The 22,144-nt window shown below is 37.4% G+C and carries 12 protein-coding genes; 10 read left to right on the forward strand and 2 right to left on the reverse strand.

The window, feature by feature from the left end; all coding sequences use genetic code 11:
• The first annotated feature begins 38 nt into the window (after positions 1-38).
• Positions 39-1,574: a helix-turn-helix domain-containing protein gene (locus LUD75_RS16205; protein WP_232706866.1), complete on the forward strand. Its 1,536-nt coding sequence runs from the start codon at positions 39-41 to the stop codon at positions 1,572-1,574.
• Positions 1,575-1,961: 387 nt separating this feature from the next.
• Here LUD75_RS16205 and LUD75_RS16210 read toward each other — a convergent pair whose 3' ends face one another.
• A complete protein-coding gene (locus LUD75_RS16210; protein ID WP_232706867.1) occupies positions 1,962-2,966 on the reverse strand; it encodes a zinc metalloprotease in 1,005 nt (334 codons plus the stop codon).
• A 398-nt stretch (positions 2,967-3,364) separates the two neighbouring features.
• Between LUD75_RS16210 and LUD75_RS16215 the strand changes: the two genes are divergently transcribed.
• Both LUD75_RS16215 and LUD75_RS16220 read left to right on the forward strand, forming a co-directional pair.
• Positions 3,365-4,072, forward strand: coding sequence for an FKBP-type peptidyl-prolyl cis-trans isomerase (locus tag LUD75_RS16215; RefSeq protein WP_232706868.1), 708 nt, complete (start codon positions 3,365-3,367; stop codon positions 4,070-4,072).
• Positions 4,073-4,194: 122 nt separating this feature from the next.
• On the forward strand, positions 4,195-4,998 hold the full coding sequence (locus LUD75_RS16220; protein ID WP_232706869.1) for a hypothetical protein: 804 nt from the start codon (positions 4,195-4,197) through the stop codon (positions 4,996-4,998).
• 106 nt (positions 4,999-5,104) lie between these two features.
• Here the strand turns inward: LUD75_RS16220 and clpB are convergent, their stop codons facing one another.
• The gene (gene clpB, locus LUD75_RS16225; RefSeq protein WP_232706870.1) at positions 5,105-7,696 is read right to left on the reverse strand and encodes an ATP-dependent chaperone ClpB; all 2,592 of its coding nucleotides are present in this window, start codon (positions 7,694-7,696) and stop codon (positions 5,105-5,107) included.
• 413 nt (positions 7,697-8,109) lie between these two features.
• On the opposite strand from clpB, the gene LUD75_RS16230 reads away from it, so the two are divergent.
• From LUD75_RS16230 to LUD75_RS16260, 7 genes are all read left to right on the forward strand, one after another.
• The gene (locus LUD75_RS16230; protein ID WP_232706871.1) at positions 8,110-9,654 is read left to right on the forward strand and encodes a helix-turn-helix domain-containing protein; all 1,545 of its coding nucleotides are present in this window, start codon (positions 8,110-8,112) and stop codon (positions 9,652-9,654) included.
• Between the two features lie 178 nt (positions 9,655-9,832).
• The gene (locus LUD75_RS16235) at positions 9,833-10,777 is read left to right on the forward strand and encodes a T9SS type A sorting domain-containing protein (protein ID WP_232706872.1); all 945 of its coding nucleotides are present in this window, start codon (positions 9,833-9,835) and stop codon (positions 10,775-10,777) included.
• 215 nt (positions 10,778-10,992) lie between these two features.
• On the forward strand, positions 10,993-13,665 hold the full coding sequence (locus LUD75_RS16240) for a reprolysin-like metallopeptidase (RefSeq protein WP_232706873.1): 2,673 nt from the start codon (positions 10,993-10,995) through the stop codon (positions 13,663-13,665).
• A 126-nt stretch (positions 13,666-13,791) separates the two neighbouring features.
• Entirely contained in the window at positions 13,792-14,592 is an 801-nt protein-coding gene (locus tag LUD75_RS16245) for an enoyl-CoA hydratase-related protein (protein ID WP_232706874.1), read from the forward strand.
• Positions 14,593-14,708: 116 nt separating this feature from the next.
• Positions 14,709-15,122, forward strand: coding sequence for a hotdog fold thioesterase (locus tag LUD75_RS16250; RefSeq protein WP_232706875.1), 414 nt, complete (start codon positions 14,709-14,711; stop codon positions 15,120-15,122).
• Between the two features lie 129 nt (positions 15,123-15,251).
• Positions 15,252-21,401, forward strand: coding sequence for a fibronectin type III domain-containing protein (locus tag LUD75_RS16255; protein ID WP_232706876.1), 6,150 nt, complete (start codon positions 15,252-15,254; stop codon positions 21,399-21,401).
• 107 nt (positions 21,402-21,508) lie between these two features.
• Complete coding sequence (locus LUD75_RS16260) at positions 21,509-22,126, forward strand: hypothetical protein (protein WP_232706877.1); 618 nt, start codon at positions 21,509-21,511, stop codon at positions 22,124-22,126.
• Positions 22,127-22,144: the final 18 nt, after the last annotated feature.

Raw genomic sequence — 22,144 nt, forward strand, 5'->3', positions numbered from 1 at the left:
TGATTTTATCATATTAAATAAAACTAATTAATCAACATTTGAAACTATTCACTGTAATCCTTTTTTGCCTGCTTGGTACTTTCCATTACCCTCAAAAGCTCAATAAAAATACTGACAGTCTGGTAAATGCACTGGATCAGATAAAATTTTCGGATCCGGAAAAGACCATTAAAATTTCTAATGATCTGTTAAAAACGGATCTAAGTAATAAGAATTTGGCCTATACAAACCGTGCGTTGGGATATTCCTATATGGTGAAAGGTGATATGAAGCAGATGCAGGAATACTTTGGAAAAGCTTATGATTTTGCATTGAAGTCTGATGATCCGCTCTGCAAAGTAAAGGTTTCCTGCAGTGTAGCAGAAGCATACGCCAATCTGAAACTCTATAAAGAAGCAGAAAACTATCTTTCAAAAGGCTTGGATTTTTCCAAAGACCTGAAAAATACGCAGGAGAATCTGATGGCGATTACCAATATCTACGCGTTGTACGGTAATGTCTATCATTTTACAAATCAGGATGATAAAGCGATAACAATGCATCACAAAAATATCAGCATTTCTGAAGATATTAAGGATGAGGCTTTTCTGTATAAGTTAAAGACCTATTCTTATCTTGGACTTGGCAATGCCTATCTCTCTAAGAAAAAGACAGACAGTGCGGATCTGTACTATAAAAAAGGTTTGGCATTAAGCCTTCGCAGTCCGCAAAAGAATAATCTTTATTATTTCTATCTCGGACTTGCAGACGAAAATTATTCTCTGAAAAATTATCCCGAAGCGATCTCTTACTACAAGAAAGTTTTGACGGTAGAAGCTGTTCCAGAGTATTTGAAAGCCGATGCATTCAAAAAACTTTCCGACATCTATCTGGAAATGAATGATGCCAGTCAGGCAAAAGTGTTCTCCGACAGTGCCAACATCAGCACCAAAAAAGTGGCGGATGACAACAACAATGCTGTGCAGGTGGCTGTGAAAAAGATCTATGCGAACAGCGAGGAGAAGATCAATGAGCAAAGCCAGCGGGTTTCATTATTGTACAAAGTCATTTATTTTATTCTGAGTTTACTGGCGCTGGTTACGGTTCTGTATTTTTACAATCTCAGAAATCAAAAAAAACGTTACAGGAACTATTTGAACAAAGTTTCGCAACAGACCAATACGCAGACGGAAACTATTCTTGAGAATTTATCCGTAATGCCGGCAGCCATTAATTCTGAGACAGAGGTAGAGATTTTGAAAAAGCTGAAACGATTCGAAGAGTCAGAAAGTTTCCGGGATCAGAATATGTCTCTTTCTGTTTTATCTTCTCGGCTTAATACCAATACAAATTATCTGTCCAGGGTTATCAACAATCATTACGGGAAAAATTTTAATAATTATATCAATGATCTCAGAATAGATTATATTATTAAAAAAATAAGACAAGATCCAAAGTACAGGAAGTATAAAATAAGTGCTCTCGCCGCCGACTGTGGTTTTGCCTCGCATAGCTCTTTTACAACAAAATTCAAAGAGATTACGGGACTTCCACCATCGCAATTTATGGATTTCAGTGCTAAAGAAGTTTTGTAATCATTATTTTAACTAAATTTCAATTGTCTGATAATTAGTGTTTTATTGCTTTTTTATTTTCGAAATTAATAATTCTGAAAGTCTAAGGCTTTTTTTGAGCAGTTATTAGGTTTAGTTTTGCCAAACAAATCAACAAAAAGCATATTGTCAGATTTAGATTAATAATTGTAGGGCAATAACACAAATGAACACAAATGATGAGAAGCGAATTTTTTTAAATTCTAATTTTAACATCTGATCTTAGACGTTGATCTGTATTATAAAACTTTTTTTCAAACACCACTCTTCATTTGAGCCGGTGTTTTTTTATGGAAAACTATGAATGCGAAAAAACCTTTCTCAATTAAGAAAAAGGTTTTTTTATAGACATTTTTGGGAAAGTATTTTCTACAAAACTCTCAAGCCTGCTCTTGAACCAGAAGCAGCAACTACAGACTGAATTCTTGATTTTTGACCCGCGGAAAACATGTACATCGCAGCGTCATTCACGTAGTCCATATAATTCATAAACATGACAGATCTCTTAACACCGTTGCATCTGTTGTACAAAGGGTATGCAGGCGATCCGCCGTTTGAGCCTGTCTGTGTAGGCGTATCAGCAACAAGATCGTTACCGCATTTTGCGTCTCCCCAGATGTGTCTCAGATTCAGGTAATGGCCAACTTCGTGTGTGGCAGTTCTTCCCAGATTGTAAGGTGATGCAGCGCCGGTTTTCCCGAAAAATGGTGTAGCAATTACAACGCCGTCATTCCAAAGACCGGAAGATTCAGGGAAAGTTGCATATCCCAAGGTAGTTCCTGCACCATAAACGATTTTTCCTACAACCCAAATGTTAAGATAGTTGGCAGGCGAAGTGGCATCAATACCTCCGGTTGAAGATTTCTTCATTGCATCGGTGGTACCGGACCAGGAGCTCGTGGTAACAGATTTTCTAACAACCTTGCTGAGTAGGAATTTTACTTTTGTGTCGCCGGCACTTACCGATTGAAATTCGGTAGGGATTTTGCCAATGTCGGTATTTGTTGCAGCATAGTCTTTGTTCAAAACATCTATCTGCTCCGCGATTCTGGCGTCAGAAACATTTTCTGCAGCAGTACTATAGAGTACATTTACAACTACGGGAATCTCCACAGATCCGTCAGCAAGGACTTTTCCTAATTTTAAATCATTGGCAAAATTTTCTGTGCTTGCTTCCAGCTGTACAAATTTCTGCATCAGCTCGGGATTGCTTTGAAGCGCTTTGTTTCTGATCTCTTCGGAAGGACACATCCTTGCGGCTGTCGTGCCTGTGTTGGTTTTGTTTTCTGCTTCCTCATTTTGATTGGCAACGCTGTCGCTGTTACAAGCGGATAGGAAGCTTAAAATAAAAGCACCCAATACTAATTTTTTCATAATATATTTTTAATTTTTCAGGAAGTGAAATTATATTTTTAAAAATTACTGCGCAAGAGATTATTTAATTTTTATTCATTAATTGGTTAAAAATGTTATGATTTAAATAACAAATAAGATAATTAAATGTTTATTTAATAAAATTGGAGACATATTTTATATTTTGTTTTATAGTTATTTTTTTAGATAATTTGCCAAATGTTCTGTTTTTAATATGTTTTTTATATTTAAATTCTATTATGATTGTAAAAATGATTTTGAGTGATTTGATTGATAATTTTAGCAATCAATAATTTGAGAAAGTTTGTAGTAGAAAAATTCCCATAGTAGGAAGTTTCCTTAATTAATAATAGATTTGCATCCATTAATTCTTAAATCATAAATAATAATATTTTCAAATGAAAAGACATACCATTGCATTGTTTTGCATTGCAGCATTTAGTTTTTCGTGCAACGACAAAAATGACAAGCAGAACGACAGTAAATATACAGATGAGCAAAAAGCTTCTTATTACATAGGAATGAGTATCGCTCAAAATATGAAACAAGAAGGCTTCAAAGTAGATGCCGAACTTTTGGCTCAAGGTATCAAAGAGGAAATGGACAGCACGAAGAAAAAGATGTTACCAGCTGAAGAAATGAACAGCTTTATGCAGGACTTTATGATGAAGCAACAGCAAAAAAAGCAGTCTGAAGCTGGAGCACAGTCCAATGACAATAAGAAAAAAGGTCTGGATTTTCTTGCGAAAAATAAAAGCAATCCAAAAGTGAAAACTACTGCCTCAGGCTTACAATACGAGGTTTTGCAAGAAGGTGACGGTAAAACAACCCCAAAAGCGTCAGACGTTGTGCAGGTAAAGTACACAGGAAAACTTTTGGACGGAACCGTTTTCGATTCTACCGATAAGAACGGAGGCGCACCAGCAGATATCAATCTTTCCGCCGTAATCGCAGGTTGGACAGAAGGAATCCAGTTGATGAGCAAAGGATCAAAGTATAGATTTTACATTCCTTCCGATTTAGCTTACGGTGACCAAGGCGCTGGAGGTGCAATTCCTGGAGGATCAACTATTATCTTTGATGTGGAATTGGTGAATATTAAATAATGTTGATTCAAAAATAAAAGACATAAGCAAAAGGTTAATAAACATATTCTCGTACAGATGTAATAGTATATTTGGATTTTCGTTGTGTAATTGATAACTTTATATTCTAAAAATTAACTATTATGAAAAATCTATTATTTATTTTTGGTGTGTCACTTTTGATCTTCAGCTGTTCGAGTGATGGACTTGAGGATACTTCCAAAACAGAGGAGCCTTTTAGCTACAAAAATGGTAATCTCTCAACAGGCAAAGTTTCATCTACAGGGCTGGTTGCACCAACTGGTTTTGAATTCAGTGAAATTCCCGCTGGGAGTGAAGGTATGTTAAATGCATTTTATCTCAATTGGTCTGAACCTGCGAAACATACTGTGTCAGATGATTTTATTATTCCGCCAAATGAAAGCTGGAAAATCGATAATTTTTCTTTTTTCATCATGAATCCTGATATTTTACCAAATAGTACAAGTTATATTAAAACCCTTGTTTTAGAGATTTATGACGGAGATCCAAAACTGTCCACTTCAAAAAAGGTTTATGGAAATATGAATGATAATTTGTTTAAATCTATAACATCTACTAATATCTATAGAGTTAATCATCTCACAACCTCTTCTACTATGAATCAACAGGCAAAGCTTGTTTATAAGGTTGATACTAGTCTTAAGGATCTAAACTTGCAATCTGGTCGTTATTGGTATAAAATGACCCTTAAATTTAATTACGGAGATGATTGGTTTTGGTTTGTTCCAAGATTGCCAGTTGGTGTCAATGATGTCAATGCTTTTAATGCGTATTACCGTTTCGAAAGCAATGGCGATATAGTTACTGGAGATCAAGGTTTTACAGCGCCGGGAATTCCAGTTCAGCCACCTTATGTAAAATATGAAACACCTTTTGAAATTTCGGGTATAAAAACTATCAATTAAAATTTGTTTTTTTATTAATATAATTAAAATCGAAAACCTCAGCGATAATCAGCTGAGGTTTTCTCGTTTAAAATAATATTTAATATGAAGAAAAATTTAACTTAATTTATTCCATCGGTCTGAAAACCAAACCTGTCTCTTCAAAATAATCCAGCGTAATTCGGTCACCGTCATTCACGGTTCCTGCGAGGATTTCTTTTGATAATTTATTCAAAACTTCCTGCTGAATGACTCTTTTTAAAGGTCTAGCTCCGAAAACCGGGTCGTAACCTTTGTTGGTCAGATAATCCAAAGCATCCTGTGTTGCGGTCATAATGATGTTTCTTTTCAACAACAAATCATTGAAACCTCTCAATTGATACTGAACGATTTTTCCGATCTCTTTTTTTCTTAAAGGCTGGAACAACACCGTTTCATCAATCCTGTTAAGAAATTCCGGACGAAGCGTCTGTTTCAACAAATCAAAAACCTGAATTTTTGTTTTATCAACAATTTCATCCTGATTTTCTTCGGTAATATTCTCAAAATTCTCCTGAATAATATGCGAGCCGAGATTCGAAGTCATAATGATAATTGCGTTCTTGAAATTCACCACACGGCCTTTGTTATCAGTCAATCTTCCGTCATCCAAAACCTGCAGTAAGGTGTTGAAAACATCCGGATGCGCTTTTTCAATTTCATCCAAAAGCACGACTGAGTAAGGTCTTCTTCTCACGGCTTCCGTCAATTGTCCACCTTCATCATAACCCACATATCCCGGAGGCGCGCCAACCAATCGCGAAACGGAATGTCTTTCCTGATATTCACTCATATCAATTCTCGTCATATTGTTTTCATCATCGAATAAAAACTCAGCTAAAGCCTTTGCCAGCTCAGTTTTACCAACTCCGGTTGTTCCCAAAAATAAGAAACTCCCAATCGGTTTTTTCTCGTCGCTTAAACCCGCTCTGTTTCTTCTGATGGCATCTGCAACCGCTTCTATCGCCTCTTCCTGACCCACAACTCTGTGATGAAGTTCTGTTTCAAGGTGCAATAATTTTTCTCTTTCAGACTGAAGGAGTTTGGTCACAGGAATTCCCGTCCATTTTCCAATCACTTCTGAAATGTTATCAGCCGTTACTTCTTCCTTAATCAATTCATTCTGATGGTTTTGCATCTCCAGTTCGAGTTTCTGCAAAGCATCTTCTTTCTCCTTGATTTTCCCATACTGAATTTCAGCAACTTTCGCATAATCTCCAGCTCTTGAGGCTCTTTCTGCTTCTAATTTTAGAGATTCTATATCTTTTTTAATCGAAGTTAAATCTTCAGATTTTTGTTTTTCTTTAAGCCATTTGGCATTGATTTCGTTTCTTTCTTCTGAAATTTTCGAAATATCTTCTTTTAAATGGTCGATTTTCATCTGATTGCCTTCTCTCGAAATGGCCGCCAATTCGATTTCCATCTGCATCAGCTTTCTGTCGAGAACGTCCAGTTCTTCCGGTTTTGAATTGATTTCCATTCTCAATTTCGCTGACGCTTCATCAATCAAATCAATCGCTTTATCCGGTAAAAACCGGTCTGAAATATATCGCTGGGACATTTCCACCGCTGCAATAATCGCTTCATCTTTTATTCTTACTTTGTGGTGTGCTTCGTATTTATCTTTAATACCTCGAAGAATTGAAATCGCCGATTCGGTATCCGGCTCTTCCACCATCACTTTCTGGAAACGTCTTTCTAAAGCTTTATCTTTTTCAAAATATTTTTGATATTCATTCAAAGTTGTAGCACCGATTGCTCTTAATTCTCCTCTTGCCAAAGCTGGTTTCAGGATATTTGCTGCATCCATTGCGCCTTCTCCACCGCCGGCTCCCACCAAAGTGTGGATTTCATCGATGAAAAGAATAATTTGTCCGTCTGATTTGATAACTTCATTCACAACAGATTTCAAACGCTCCTCAAACTCACCTTTATATTTGGCTCCGGCAATCAAAGCGCCCATATCCAAAGAGTACAAAGTTTTATCCTGCAAGTTTTCAGGAATATCACCGCTGATAATTCTGTGTGCAATTCCTTCTGCAATCGCCGTTTTACCGACACCTGGCTCACCGATTAGAATTGGATTGTTTTTAGTTCTTCTCGATAAAATCTGCAAAACCCTTCTGATTTCTTCATCACGTCCGATAACCGGGTCGAGTTTTCCTTCTGCTGCTAATTCATTAAAGTTTTTAGCATATTTATTTAAGGATTGATATGTCTCTTCTGAACTTGCAGAAGTCGCTTTCGAGCCTTTTCTTAATTCTTTTATTCCACCTTCCAAAAGACTTTTGGTTACACCCATATCTTTAAGCGTTTTCGAAACTTCAGAACTGGTTTCCAAAAGTGACAACCAAAGATGTTCGATGGTCACGAATTCATCGCCCATTTTTTTGGCGATGTTCGGTGAGTCCAACAAAACTTTATTCGCTGAATTTGAAAGGTAAATGTTTCCTCCCTGTACTTTCGGAAGTCTTTCTAAATTTTCTCTGTTTCGCTCTCTTACCAAAGTGCCATCTGCTTCAGATTTCTTGAGTAAAAAAGGCGATATGTTTTCATCTACCTGAAAGATTCCCTCCAGTAAATGTTGCGGTTCGATCTGCTGATTGCCGAATTCCATTGCCACTTGTTGTGCAGCCTGGATGGCTTCCTGTGATTTTACGGTATATTGGTTTAAGTTCATATATTTTTGGTATTAAATGATTAAGGAATTAAAAGATGATTGATTAAAATCTGCATCAAATTCTGTTCAATTTTGAGTTTTGAAAAGATGATTTTTATTTTAAAAAAAACATTAAGAAAGTAATTCTGAGGTTTGCTCTCTTAATGCTTTATCAATCATTTAATTCGAATAGCTTATCGCAAAAAGTATTCTTTTGTTGAATTTTTAAGATTATAGGACAAAATTTCCGAATAATTGAATTTTAATTAATATGAGAACGACAAAATTTCCGATAATTTGATTTTTTGCTTTAAAATGATTGTCAATTTGGTAATGTTTTTTAGTCGCCTCGATTTCTTAATATCTCAAATCGAGTTTTTTATTTATAAATTTGAGTATAAAATCTGAAGTTGGCTCGTTTTCTAATTGTTTTGATGACCTTTTGTTTAATGATATTTTGTTCTGCACAGAATCAAAATCAGGAAGACTTGTCTGGTGCTGAGACTTTGGACAAAAGTAAAATTTCGCCGGAATCAATTCTCAATCAAAGTATCGAAAAGCTGGAGCAGCCAATTTCGGAAGAAGAGAAATATGAAGTCCGGATGAAAATGGCTGATGCATATCTTAAAATTAAAAAACCGGATTTTGCAAAGTCAACCGAAATGCTTTTCAAAGCGAAAGAGATTGCTGAGAAATTGGATAACACCAAACTGAAAGCGAAAATCTACGGTTCAATCGCCAATCAATATTCGTTTTTGAATTTTCCGGATAAAATAAAACCATACTTGGATTTATCGAAACAGCAAGTTGATAAATTATCGAATGGTTACGAAAAGAATTTCCTTACCGCAAGATTGTACATTGAATATGGAAATCTAGAAGCCGATAAAGAGAATTTTCTGGTTGCGAAAAAGGATTATCAGAAAGCTTTGAAGTTTTTAGGAAACATCGGTAATCCAAACAAAAAGAATATTTTTCAATTCAGAAGAGCGTTTTACAATATGGGCGTTTCGTATGCTTACCTTAAACAAAATGATTCGGCGGAATATTTCCTTAATAAAGCGTTGGCGATTCGAGATACGGAAAATAAAGAGTTTAAATATTTCATTTATAATACTTTAGCAAAGGTTTATATCGATAAATATGAAAATCAAAGAGCAATTGATTCTTTGGAAACGGTTTTGAAAGAAGATGCTTTTAAAGATAATCGTCTCAAATCTGATATGTACAAAAAGCTCATCGCGTCCTACAAAGCATTGAATAATAAAGAAAAATACATTGAATATTCTGAAAAACTTTTGGAACTTGAACCTGATGTGAAAGATAATAATCTGAAAGCCATCAACACTGCAGTTTCTGAAGAACAAAAAAATCTTTTGGAGAAAATATCCGACAAAGAAAGTTATAATCAACTTTTAATTTTTGGTTGTTTATTGTTGATTTTTGTCGGTGGTGTTTCTGTTTTTTACATCAATCAAAAAAGAAAGAAAGAGAAATTGATTTATCAGAATTTCATTTCAAATTTAGAAACAAAAGATACAGTCGAAATTGCTGAGCAAGAGCCGGAAGTTCTGGTTCAAGAAGAAAAGGAAAAAATTGCGTTTTCTGTTCCAAGTTCTGCAGAAACGATGATTCTCGAAAAACTGGAAAAGTTCGAAGCTTCCAATAAGTTTACCAATTCCAAACTTTCTGTGGCAAGTCTGGCGGTAATGTTCAAAACGAATCCAAGCTATCTTTCCGAAACGATTAAGAAACATAAAGAGAAAAACTTTAATAATTATATCAACGAACTCCGCATCAATTACATCTGCAAACAGATTTTGGAGCGTCCGGAATTCCTTAATTATAAAATAAGTTATCTGGCGGAAGAAGCCGGATTTTCTTCGCATAGTTCCTTCACAACGGTTTTCAAAAGCATCACTGGGATTTCTCCTTCGGCTTTTTTAAGAGAAGCAGAAAAGAAACATAAAAATATTTAATCACTTGATTTTCTGATTTTTAATATTGCTTTTTTCCTTTTAAAATATGATATTTCGAAAGACAAAAGCTGTTTTTTGATTTTTAAAGTATCTACATTTACTTCATCAATAGGGTAAATAATATTTCTATTTGATATGATTATTACAACAAAATTTAGTAAATCTTAAAAAATTAATTATGAAGAAAATTGTATTTTTTTTAGCAGTGTTTGGATCAATGTCGATCTATTCTCAAAGTCTGGGTTATGGAAAATCCTTCTCGGATTCTTCTCCAAGAATTTCTCAAATTCAAAACACGGTTTCAAAAGCAGCAACCTGCAACACAGTTGTCATCAATGATACCGAAGAAGAAAATGGCGTTTTCATTATCGGGAATGGTGGACAGAAAGCAGCGATTGATATTCCGATTGCGGAGAATCAAACCATAAAAATTAATAGTATTGTTGTAACGCTTGCAAGTAAACTGCCGCCGACTTTTGTGAATTTTATCTTTTATGACAACATCCTTTCTACACCGGAAGATCCGGAAGATCCAAGAAGAAATATTCCTAACCAGGAGCTGTTTTCCGTTACCAATACAAGCATAGAATCTTTTGAGGAAGTAGGGTATGAGCCTTTGCACGAATTTATTATCAGAAAAGTTAAGATCAAACTTCAGACACCAATCGTACTAAACGGTACGATGGCACACGAAAGAATCTGGATGAGTACAAAATCGGACGCAAATGCCTGGTCTACAACAGCGCATTACGAGACCGGCGAAGGTGTAGTTGGAGAAAGCCTCGCGATGGGTGGAAATGCTTTTGGTTGGTTTCAGCTTCTTAATCAGGAATGTCTGTACGAGCTAAGTGCTGAATGTGACTTTCTGAATGTTGCAGACGCTAGTTTCAAATCCAAAGTTGACATTTATCCAAATCCAGCGCAGGATTATTTCGAATATAAAAATCTGCAGTCTATGAAAGTGGTTTCCGTTAATATCTACGATGCGAGCGGAAAAGTAGTAAAAACATTGGCTGGAAATCAGTCTAAAGTAGATGTTCAGGATCTTCCAAAAGGTGTTTATGTTGTGAAGACCAAAACTTCTTCTAATATTATACTGACGAATAAGCTTATTAAAAAGTAATTCATATTTTTAAATTCATTAAACCGCTTGATTTACTTGAGCGGTTTTTTTGATGAATGGTTTTCATTATTGATTATGGAAAGGTATAAATATATTTTTGACAACTCTCGGCTCATAAAGTCTTATTATGAATATTATTTAAGGTGTAATTCAATTTTATTGAAATATAATTCTTCTTTTTGCTGTAAAATTCTTAATTTGCGGAAAAATTTAATATGAAGAAGTATTTACTAATGTCTTTATTGGTTTTGCCAATGTTGAGTTTTGCCCAATGGTCTAGAGTGGGCAACACGGGTAAGCAGGTGAAAGCAGAGTTTGCAAATCTGAAGGAAAAGCAGTTGTTTTCTTTGGACAAATCTCTTTTACAATCGAAATTACAAAACGCACCGCAGAAATTCTCCGGACAGAAAGGTGTAGAAATAATGATGCCTGATGCCAACGGTGTTTTGGAGAAATATGAGGTTTGGGAATATTCCAACTTCACGCCGGAAGTTCAGGCGATGTTTCCTAACATCAGATCTTATATGGGTGTAGGAGTTACGGATAAGTCGGCTTATTTGAGATTCAGTATTTCAGATCAGGGGCTTTCGTCTTCTACATTCAGAACGGGAGGTTCCAGCTTTGTTGAAGCTTACACTGCCGGAAATGATGTTTACGCAGCGTATTCTTCTGCATCAAGAATTCTTGATCAGAAAGACGAATTTATCTGTTCTACAATGGATGAAATCATCGAAGGAAATCAGGATGTAAAAACAACAGCGAATAAATCCAGTAATCAGGTTTTTAAAACTTTCAGACTGGCGATGTCTGCTCAGGCAGAATATTCTCAGTACCACATAGAAAGAGCAGGTGCTACAGCTGGAACTGATGCGGAAAAGAAAGCCGTGGTTTTAGCTGCTATCAACAATACAGTGACGAGAGTCAATGCACTTTATGAGAAAGATCTGGCGGTTCATTTTAATTTGATAGACATTCTGCCTATTATTTATCTGGATGCAGCTTCAGATCCTTATACTGGCTCTTATAATTCACAGCTTCAATCTACGTTGAACACTGTGATCGGAGCAGCTAACTATGATATTGGGCACGTGGTGGTTTATGCAAGTCCAAATGGAAATGCAGGTTGTATCGGTTGTATCTGTACTAATGCTAGTAAAGGTTCCGGATTTACATCACATTACATTCCTGTGAGTGATATTTTTGACATCGACTATGTAGCGCACGAAATCGGACATCAGGTGGGTGGAAACCACACTCATACTTACAGTGGATCAGAAGGTTCAGGCGTTCAGGTAGAAGTTGGAAGTGGTAACACGATTATGGCTTACACGGGAATTACCGGTGCTTATGATACGCAGTTTAACTCAAACGACTTCTTTACTTACAGAAATATTCTTCAGATTCAGAATAACCTTGCTAATAAAGCTTGTGCTGTAAACACACCAATTACAAACACGCCGCCGGTTGTAAACGCTGGTGTGGATGTTACAATCCCAATCAGTACACCATTTGTATTGAAAGGCGTAGTTACAGATGCAGAAAATGATACAATGTCCTACGTTTGGGAACAGAATAACTCTGCTACAGCTTCTGCACAATTCGGAACAGGTTCTTACGCATCTCCCACGAAAACAGGAGGTCCTAACTTCAAAATGATGCCGCCAAAATCTGAACCTGTGAGATATTTCCCGGAATTCGGAAAAGTGTTGGCAGGTGTTAATGCGACACGTTGGGAAGCTCTTTCCAGTGTTGGAAGAAATTTGAATTTCACTTTAACTGCAAGAGACAATTCTGCTGCTGGTCCTCAAACTGCAACAGATGAGGTAATTGTGACAGTGAGTGCAGCGGCAGGTCCGTTTGTAGTGACTGCGCCAACTTTTGGAGAAAGTCTTGTTTCTAATGCGGCTTACAATGTAAAATGGAATGTTGCGGGAACAAACGCAGCGCCAGTGAATACAGCTAATGTTAATATCAAATTATCTCTTGATGGTGGTAAAACATTTACAACTGTGGCTGCCAATACACCAAATGATGGCGAACAGTCTATAACAATTCCTGCAGGTTCTCAGGCAGCGAATGCTTACTTTATGATTGAAGCGGTGAATAACGTTTATTTCGCAATGAGTCCAAGTTTTGTGATTGATTATTCTGCGACTGGCGAGGTTTGTAACACTTACAATTACACAGGTCCGGCAGTGGATATTAATGATGGAACAGGTTCTACAGGCGGACCAATTTCTTCGCCTCAGATTATGGTTCCTATCGATGTTCAGGATTCTGGCGTGATTACAAAAATCAGAGTGAAGCCAACAGTTGAGCATCCAAGAACAAGTCAGATTGTTGTAGGAATCCAAGGACCACTAGGTCAAAGTGCTTGGTTGTGGAACAGAAAATGTACAAGTTCCGGAATCACTGCTACATTCAGTGATGAAGGTACGGCTTACGTTTGTGCATCACCAATTGCAGGAACTGTGAAACCAGACGAATCTTTAGCAATCTTCAAAGGAAACGATACCAAAGGTGTTTGGAATTTATTTGCTTCGGACAACGTGAGAAACCTTGCAGGTAAAGTTACAACCTGGTCATTGGAATTGTGTATAAGAGATGCGCAGGTACTTGCGGTGAACGAAAGTGCTTTCAATTCTAATAACATCAAAGTATATCCAAATCCATCAAACGGTAATTTCTTTATCAAATCTAAAGATCTTGGAGGAAATGCTAAAGTAGCGATCTATGATATGAATGGTAGAGTAGTTCACACTTCTGGCTTCAACGTTTTGACGGGAGAATCTACAAATGAGTTTAATGTTAACTTGACAAAAGGAGTTTATTTATTAAAAGTAACTTCTCCAAAAGCCAATTACACTCAGAAATTGATCATCAAATAATCCAGAATTATTTATAAATCCAAAAGCCGGTCAGCAATGATCGGCTTTTGTTATTTTAAGAATAGAACTTTCTCCAAAGCTTTCAATAAAATATATTAAATTGCGACTAACAATAATTATGTCACAATGAATTACACACAAATAGAAATAGACGCCCAGTTCGACGGAAAACTGCAATTGATTTATCTCAATCAACCGGAAAGTTATAACAGTCTGACGAAAACGATGCTTTTCGAATTGCGAAATGCCGTTCACAAATTCAGTGAAGACGAAAATGTGCGTTGCGTTGCTATTGCCGGTAGAGGAAAAGCCTTTTGTGCAGGTCAAAATCTGAAAGAAGCCTTGAGTTTTGGTAATGATGAAGACGACCGCGAGATTCAGCGTTTTGTGATAGAATATTATAATCCTTTGGTTTTGGAAATTGTAAAATGCCGAAAACCTGTGATTGCTTTGGTAAATGGTGCAGCGGTTGGAGCTGGTGCAATGTTAGCTTCGATTTGTGATTTCACTCTGGCTGTGGAAAGTTCCTATTTTTCTTTCGCATTTGCCAATATTGGTTTGATCCCGGACACGGCTGGAACTTACTTTTTACCAAAATTGGTTGGGAAGCAATTAGCAAGTTATCTCTCATTCACAGGGAAGAAAGTACCTGCGTCCGAAGCTAAGAAAATTGGTTTGATAGCCGATTTTTTCCCGGATTCTGAATTTGTGGAGAAATCGATGGAAGTTCTGACTCAACTCGCTCATTCTGCAACAACAGCACTTTATCTGACCAAAAAAGCCTTCAACAAATCCTACGATTTCACATTGAAAGAACAGTTGGATTACGAATCCATCATCCAGCAAGATGCCGCCGAGACAGAGGATTTCCGAGAAGGCGTGACCGCTTTCATCGAAAAACGTTTACCAAATTACAAAGGGAAATAGGTTGGAGCGTTTGAGTGTGGGAGAATTGGAGAGTTTGAAAATTTGAGCATTTTTTCTTCCAACTTCTAACTTCCATCCTCCATCATTTATCATTTATCAATCATCATTTATAACTTATGAACGCAAGAGAAACGGCGGAATATATGTTTGGGAAAGATATGTTTTCTCAATGGCTCGGAATTGAACTTGTCGACATCAAAGAAAATTATTGTTTTCTGAAAATGCCTATCAGACCCGAGATGATCAACGGATTGGGAACCGTTCACGGCGGTGTGACCTTCGCTTTTGCAGATTCGGCGCTGGCTTTTTCTTCCAACAATTCTGGCGATGCGGCGGTTGCGCTCAATTGTTATATTAATTTTACAAAAGCCGTAAGAGATGGCGATATTTTGACCGCCGAAAGTATTTTGCTCACAGACACAAGAAAAACTGCGGTCTATGACATCACCATAAAAAATCAAAATGATGAGGTGGTTGCTAGTTTCCGAGGAACGATTTACAAAATAGGTAAAAAGATAACTGAGTTGTAAAATGCTGTTTCCAGATGGTAATAAAATTAAAATAATAGCTGTCTAAGTAGATAAAATAAATATTATTCATTGATTTAACATTTTTTTAAGAATATTAAGAATTTTTTATATTTTTGAGAAACTTTTATCATGAAAAATTTTTACCGCTATTGTTTGTTAATATCTTTATTTTCAAATATTTACAGCTATTCTCAAAATCAACAAAGTCTCAACAAAATTCAGCAGTCGACAAAGGTTGATTATTTGAAATCATTTTCAGAGACTCAAACCAAGAAATTTGAATTAAGTTTTAATCTCGCCAACTCTTTAGCCGAAAAAAGACATTGGAGTAAAATCATTGTTACAGATTCTACCTATTCGCGATTGGTAGGTGTGACCAAAGATCTCCAGCCGATCTATTACATGACGGAGAACCGCAATGCCGGAATCACTTCCAGGGCAGACAGACTATACTCTGGTGGGAGTCTGGGACTTGCCATAGAAGGTCAAGGTATGTTTGCCGGGATTTGGGATGCGGGAAGTCCTTTACTTACCCACGAACTTTTCTCCAACAGAATTACGCTGATGGATAATTCACTTTATCTCCATCCGCATGCATCTCACGTGGCAGGAACCATAATAGGTACAGATGCTGTGCAGAATGGGAATGCAAGAGGAATGGCTTTTAAAGGAAATGCCAAGGCGTACGACTGGGATAATGACGTTGCTGAAGTTGCAAATGCCGCAGCTGCCGGACTTCTGATTTCAAATCATTCTTATGGTTATAATCCGTTTTTCATCTCTGTGGACAAATTCGGAAAGTATGACCAGATTTCAAAAGATTTTGACGAAATACTTTTTAATGCACCTTATTTTCAAATGGTTTGTGCTGCTGGAAATTCCAGAATTTATGGTGTAAATACTGGTAAAGATGGTTTTGATCTGATTACAGGACACGGACTGAGTAAAAATGTGATTACCGTAGCAGCTACAGAAGAAGTTTTGAATTACAATGGTGCATCATCTGTTGTAATGTCGGAATTCAGCAGTTGGGGACCGGCCGATGATGGTAGAATAAAACCGGATATTTCCGCAAAAGGAGTTCATACATTTTCTGCAGTTAGCAATTCCAATGCTTCGTATGAATATTATGACGGTACATCTATGGCTTCGCCAAGTGTCGGTGGAACGTTGCTTCTTTTGCAGCAATATTACAACCAGCTGAATAATTCCTACATGAAGGCATCAACACTGAAGGGGCTGATGATACATTCAGCAGATGAGGCCGGGGCAGCGCCTGGTCCTGATTACAAATTTGGCTGGGGATTGATCAATGCAGAGAAAGCTGCTAACATTATTAAAGATAAAAATCTCTTTTCAAAGGTCGAAGAGAATACGCTTGCAAATGGAGAGACCAAGAATGTCATCTTGAATAGTGACGGCTTGAATCCACTGGTTGTGACTGTTGCGTGGACAGATCCTGTAGGCAGCTTGCCATCCAGCGTTATAGATGATCCAACACCAAATCTGGTAAACAATCTTGACATTGTTTTGTCCAGAGACGGTGTAGATTATTATCCTTGGAAACTGAATCCCGCTAACGTGAATGCGGCCGCTACAAAAGGCGTTAACAATCTGGATAATGTTGAAAAGATAGAAATCAATGCGCCAACAGCAGGAGCATATCTTCTGAAAATTAATCATAAGGGAACTCTTGCAAATCAATCACAAAATTACTCATTGATTGCTTCCGGGATTATTACAACAGATTTTTGGTTTAATACAGCTCAGAATAATATAAAAATTTGTAAAAGTGCAAGTGATAACTTGTCATTAGATTTTAATTTTCATGTGAAAAATGGGTTCTCAAACCAAGTCCACTTATCAGCATTGAATTTACCAGGTGGATTATCGGCAACCTTTTTACCGTCAGAAATCTCCGGTGAAGGAACTTTCAGTCTTAGTCTGAGCGGAATTGCAAATGTTCAGAAAGGAAAATATAACATAATCATCAAAGGAGAAAGCGGTTCGGATTCTTTTGAATACCCGATTACGATTACTATTTATGATAATATTATCACTACTCCGAGTTTGGTGACACCCATCAACAGCGATGCTTCTGTCAATTTTATAAATACAGAATTCACTTGGACTTCCGACTCCAATACAGAATCATATATTTTTGAACTGTCTAAATTTCCGGATTTTTCTGTCAAAGAGACCTACACTACTTCTATTAATAAATACAACAAAACCTTATCCACCGGTACGAAATATTACTGGCGAGTAAAAGCGCTAAACAGTTGTGGTGAGAGCGGTTTTTCTCAGGTCAACAGCTTTAATACTTATTGTAGCGGACCAGATTATGTGCAGCTGGTAAGCGCCGGCATAAACAGTCTTACTGTAAGCTGGAATGCAGCCAACCTGACCGGAAAATGGGAAGTTGAAGCTGTGCCAACTGGCCAGGCTCCAACCGGAATTGGCGTGATTGCCACAACAAATCCTTACACAATTACAGGACTTACAAAAAATACATGTTACGAGGTTTATGTAAGAATCGTCTGTGCAGAAGAAGGCAGCTATTCTCCTTGGGTGAAGGGCAGTAATTTCTGTACTAATGCGGATTACTGTGGAGGTGATCATTTTTACGATTCAGGTGGAGCAGACGGAAATTACGCACCATCAGATAATCTGATGAAAACCATCTACCCGCAAAATGCAGGCGAGCGCGTAACTGCTATATTTAATAAGTTCAAAGTGGAAAGCTGCTGTTCTTACTTTTACATATTTGATGGACCAAATGAAGGTTCTCCTATTTTGTTTAGTGGTTCAGCAATGAGTCAGTTGCCTTACACTTATAGATCGACCCACCCAACAGGAGCCTTAACATTCAGATTTTATTCTTACGGTGTTGGGGATGAAGGCTGGGATGCGACAATCCTTTGCGAGCCGAAACCGGCTTGTCCGACGATGCCAAAGAATATTGTTCTCACAAATTCGACATCAAGTTCCATCACTTTTAATTGGGAAGGTACTTCAAATACTTCACAATGGGAAGTAGAGGTGGTTCCTGCAGGCACTACCCCAACTGGGAAGGGCGTTATTTCATCTCAAAAACCATATACTTTAGGAGGTCTTACAAAGAATACTTGTTATGATGTCTACATCAGATCTCTTTGTACAGCAGGTTCTTCAGATTGGTCGCTTCCGACGAGGTTGTGTACCGCTCCTGATTATTGTGCTGGTGATCATTTCTATGATTCCGGAGGTGCAAATGGAAATTATAAGGATTATGAAGATTGGTCAAAAACCATTTATCCATCAGTTTCCGGGAATAGAGTAAGAGCTGTCTTTAACGAATTTGCTTTGGAATCTTGTTGTGACAGGCTGACAATTTATGACGGTCCGAATGCAACTTATCCGGTTTTATTCAGTAACGGCTATATGTCAGAATTACCATCGGCCTACAGGTCGACACATTCTTCTGGAGCTTTGACCTTTGCTTTCAAATCTGATGGCAGTTCGGTAAGATCAGGCTGGGATGCTCAGATCTTCTGTGAACCAATTCCTGCGTGCTCAGAATACCCTAAATCGATCACTTTGCAGAATGCAGGACTGAATAGTTTGACCCTTAACTGGACCGACAACTCAAATGCTGCCCAGTGGGAGATTGAAATCGTCAAGGATGGGAATTTGCAAACTGGTGTCGGAACGATAATCAGCACAAAACCTTACACGATTACCGGGCTGCAATCTAATACGCTTTATAAAGTGTATATCCGATCACTCTGTGCTGCAGGAACTTCAGAGTGGAGTATTTCTAAAATATTCACAACCCTTGCAAATTACTGTGGAGGTGATCATTTCTATGATTCTGGCGGTGTTCTAAATGGATATTCCAACACCAATGAGTCATTCACAAAAACAATATATCCTGCAAATTCCGGAGATAGAGTAAAAGCTATTTTTGAAATGTTCGATGTTTACCAGTATGATTCATTTACAGTTTATAATGGCGCTAATTCTTACGGCAGTCCTGTTCTGTACAGCAGTTATGGGAATTTGACAAAGCCTGCAACATTAGTTTCTACAGATGTTGCGACTGGTGCTTTGACATTTACTTTCAGTACTTCAGGAAATACTTATAACAAAGCGGGCTGGGATGCAAAAATTGTTTGTGAGCCAATGCCGCCTTGTCCCAATGCACCTGGAGAAATAACGCTTCAAAATTCTAATTTGAACGCTCTCACGGTATCTTGGCCGGAAAATTCCAATGCTGCCCAGTGGGAAATTGAAGTGGTTAAAGATGGAAATGCTCCTGTAGGAAGTGGAACGATTATTTCAACCAGACCATATACTATCACAGGTTTGCAGAGTAATACCTGTTATAAAATTTACATTAGATCCATCTGTTCTGGTGGCAACTCCAGCTGGACGGTTTCCAAATTGTTCTGCACACAGGGAGATTACTGTGGAGGCGATCATTTTTACGATTCAGGAGGTGCCGTAAGTGGTTATCCTAATACTTACGAATATTTTTCTAAAACTATATATCCTTCAGGAAATGGAAATAGGGTAAAAGCTGTTTTCGAAATGTTTGATATCAATCAGTATGATCAGTTCACCATTTATAATGGCGCAAATTCATACAGCGGTTCTGTTTTATACAGTGGTTATGGGAATTCTACACCGCCGGGAACAATATCATCAACTGATATCTCGACTGGCGCTTTGACATTCTATTTCTCATCATCAGGAAATTCAAATAACAAAGCGGGATGGGATGCGAAAATAATATGTGAGCCAATGCCTGCATGTCCTAATCCTCCAACTTATATCACACTTCAGAATTCTGGATTAAATTCTTTAAATGTTAATTGGACAGACAACTCCAATGCATTGAAATGGGAAATAGAAGTGGTGAAAGATGGAAATTCACCAACAGGAATAGGGACTTTGGTAACAACTCGTCCTTACACAATTATAGGATTGCAAAGAAATACCTGTTACAAAGTTTACATCAGATCAGTCTGTGCCGGAGGTAATTCGGAATGGGGTGTTTCAAAATTATTCTGCACATTGGCCGATTATTGTGCTGGTGATCATTTCTATGACCTGGGCGGTGTGCTTAGTAACTATCCATCAGGTGAATATTTTACAAAAACGATTTATCCATCAGGAACAGGTAATAGGGTTAAAGCTATTTTTGAAATGTTCGACGTTTACCAGTACGATCAGTTTGCGGTTTACAACGGAGCATATGCTACTGGTAATAATTTGCTTTACAGCAATTATGGAACGACTGTTTTACCAGGAACTTTGGCATCTACTGATACTGTAACTGGAGCACTGACATTTGTTTTTTCTCCATATTCCAGCAGTACAGGGAAAGCCGGATGGGATGCGCAGATCATTTGCGAGCCGATGCCGCCTTGTGCCAACAAACCGACTCAGCTAACCTTGGAAAGTTCAAGTTATAATACATTAAAGATCAATTGGACGGAAAACTCAAGTGCAACCCAGTGGGAAGTAGAAATGGTTCCAACAGGTATTACGCCGACAGGTCATGGCATTACGGTAAATAACAAGTCATATCAATTTTCTAACCTTTTAGAAAATACCTGCTATGATGTCTACGTAAGATCTTTGTGTTCCAGTGGAAGTTCAGAATGGACAAAATCTTCTGTTCCATTCTGCACCCTTCCAAACTATTGTGGAGATGCACATTTCTATGATTCGGGTGGACAGAATGGCTATTATTCGGATAACGAAAATTGGGTGAAAACGATTTATCCAATGTCTGCAGGCAAGCTTGTGAGCGCAAAATTTACTTTATTCAATCTTGAAAGCTGCTGTGATAGATTGACGATTTACAACGGTCCGGACATACTTTCTCCAATATTGTTCTCGTCAGGAACTATGAACAGTTTGCCTCAGACCTTCAAATCAACAAATCCTACAGGAGCATTGACGTTTAAGTTTACTTCCGATTCTAGTGCAACTTATCCTGGTTGGGACGCACTTATCAATTGTGAAGAAAATCTTTCCGTAGCTTACAGCGAATTGGAAAATATCAAGATTTTCCCTAATCCTGTAACGATGGGAATATTGAATATCTCTTCACCATTAGAAATTAAAAAGTATGAGATTTTTGATGTCAGCTCAAAACTGATTATCCAAAAATCAGTCTCTGAAAAAGAATTAAAACTTGATATAAGCCACTTTGCGTCTGGGAATTATGTGATTAAGATTACAGACCGAGATTCGGGAATTCACACGTTTAAGATCATCAAAAAATAAATTTATTAAAGGGAGCGTGAATGTTCCCTTTTTTTATTTCAAAAAACTTCAAAATTTATTTTGGAGTTTTAAAATAAATTGTAGCTTTGTAATTCAAAGTTCTTTTTATGGAATCGAAAAATTATCAGGAAGAGTTGGCGCACATCCGTCAGATGATGGAACGCAGTTCGAGATTTATTTCATTGAGCGGTTTGTCCGGCGTCATTGCGGGAATCGTGGCATTGCTGGGTTCCGTTTACGTTTATTTTGTTTTCCAGAGAGAAGGCATCGATTATTTTGATGGCGAACGAAATATCTACGGGCCAGCTTTGGCAAGGGAATTATTCTTTGTCGCGTTGGTTGTTTTGGTTTTAGCGATTTCGAGCGGTTATATTTTCACAGCCATAAAAAGCAAAAAGAAGAATCTGAAGATTTGGGATTCAATTACGAAGAAGTTGCTGTTCAATTTTGCAATTCCATTAGCTGCAGGCGGAATTTTTTGCGTTGCGCTTTGGTATCATAACTTTTTTCCTTTAATTGCGCCGTCAATGCTTATTTTTTATGGATTAGCTTTGATTAATGCAGAACGATACACATTAAGCGATGTCAAATATCTTGGAATTAGTGAAGTTGTCCTTGGTATGATAGCCTTATTCTGGCTTGGTTGGGGATTAATTTTCTGGGCGATAGGATTTGGATTTCTGCATATTTTTTATGGGATTTTGATGTACAGGAAATATGATTAAGAGTTAATTGGTTAGTCA

Origin of the sequence: Epilithonimonas sp. JDS, from assembly GCF_021261315.1 — a bacterium.
In the GTDB taxonomy this organism is placed as follows: Bacteria; Bacteroidota; Bacteroidia; order Flavobacteriales; family Weeksellaceae; genus Epilithonimonas.

What these genes read in the sequence shown, in the direction of transcription:
- LUD75_RS16210 (WP_232706867.1), bottom strand. Translation starts at nt 2,966, where the DNA reads ATGAAAAAATTAGTATTGGGTGCTTTTATTTTAAGCTTCCTATCCGCT.
- LUD75_RS16215 (WP_232706868.1), top strand. Translation starts at nt 3,365, where the DNA reads ATGAAAAGACATACCATTGCATTGTTTTGCATTGCAGCATTTAGTTTT.
- LUD75_RS16220 (WP_232706869.1), top strand. Translation starts at nt 4,195, where the DNA reads ATGAAAAATCTATTATTTATTTTTGGTGTGTCACTTTTGATCTTCAGC.
- clpB (WP_232706870.1), bottom strand. Translation starts at nt 7,696, where the DNA reads ATGAACTTAAACCAATATACCGTAAAATCACAGGAAGCCATCCAGGCT.
- LUD75_RS16230 (WP_232706871.1), top strand. Translation starts at nt 8,110, where the DNA reads ATGACCTTTTGTTTAATGATATTTTGTTCTGCACAGAATCAAAATCAG.
- LUD75_RS16235 (WP_232706872.1), top strand. Translation starts at nt 9,833, where the DNA reads ATGAAGAAAATTGTATTTTTTTTAGCAGTGTTTGGATCAATGTCGATC.
- LUD75_RS16240 (WP_232706873.1), top strand. Translation starts at nt 10,993, where the DNA reads ATGAAGAAGTATTTACTAATGTCTTTATTGGTTTTGCCAATGTTGAGT.
- LUD75_RS16245 (WP_232706874.1), top strand. Translation starts at nt 13,792, where the DNA reads ATGAATTACACACAAATAGAAATAGACGCCCAGTTCGACGGAAAACTG.
- LUD75_RS16250 (WP_232706875.1), top strand. Translation starts at nt 14,709, where the DNA reads ATGAACGCAAGAGAAACGGCGGAATATATGTTTGGGAAAGATATGTTT.
- LUD75_RS16255 (WP_232706876.1), top strand. Translation starts at nt 15,252, where the DNA reads ATGAAAAATTTTTACCGCTATTGTTTGTTAATATCTTTATTTTCAAAT.
- LUD75_RS16260 (WP_232706877.1), top strand. Translation starts at nt 21,509, where the DNA reads ATGGAATCGAAAAATTATCAGGAAGAGTTGGCGCACATCCGTCAGATG.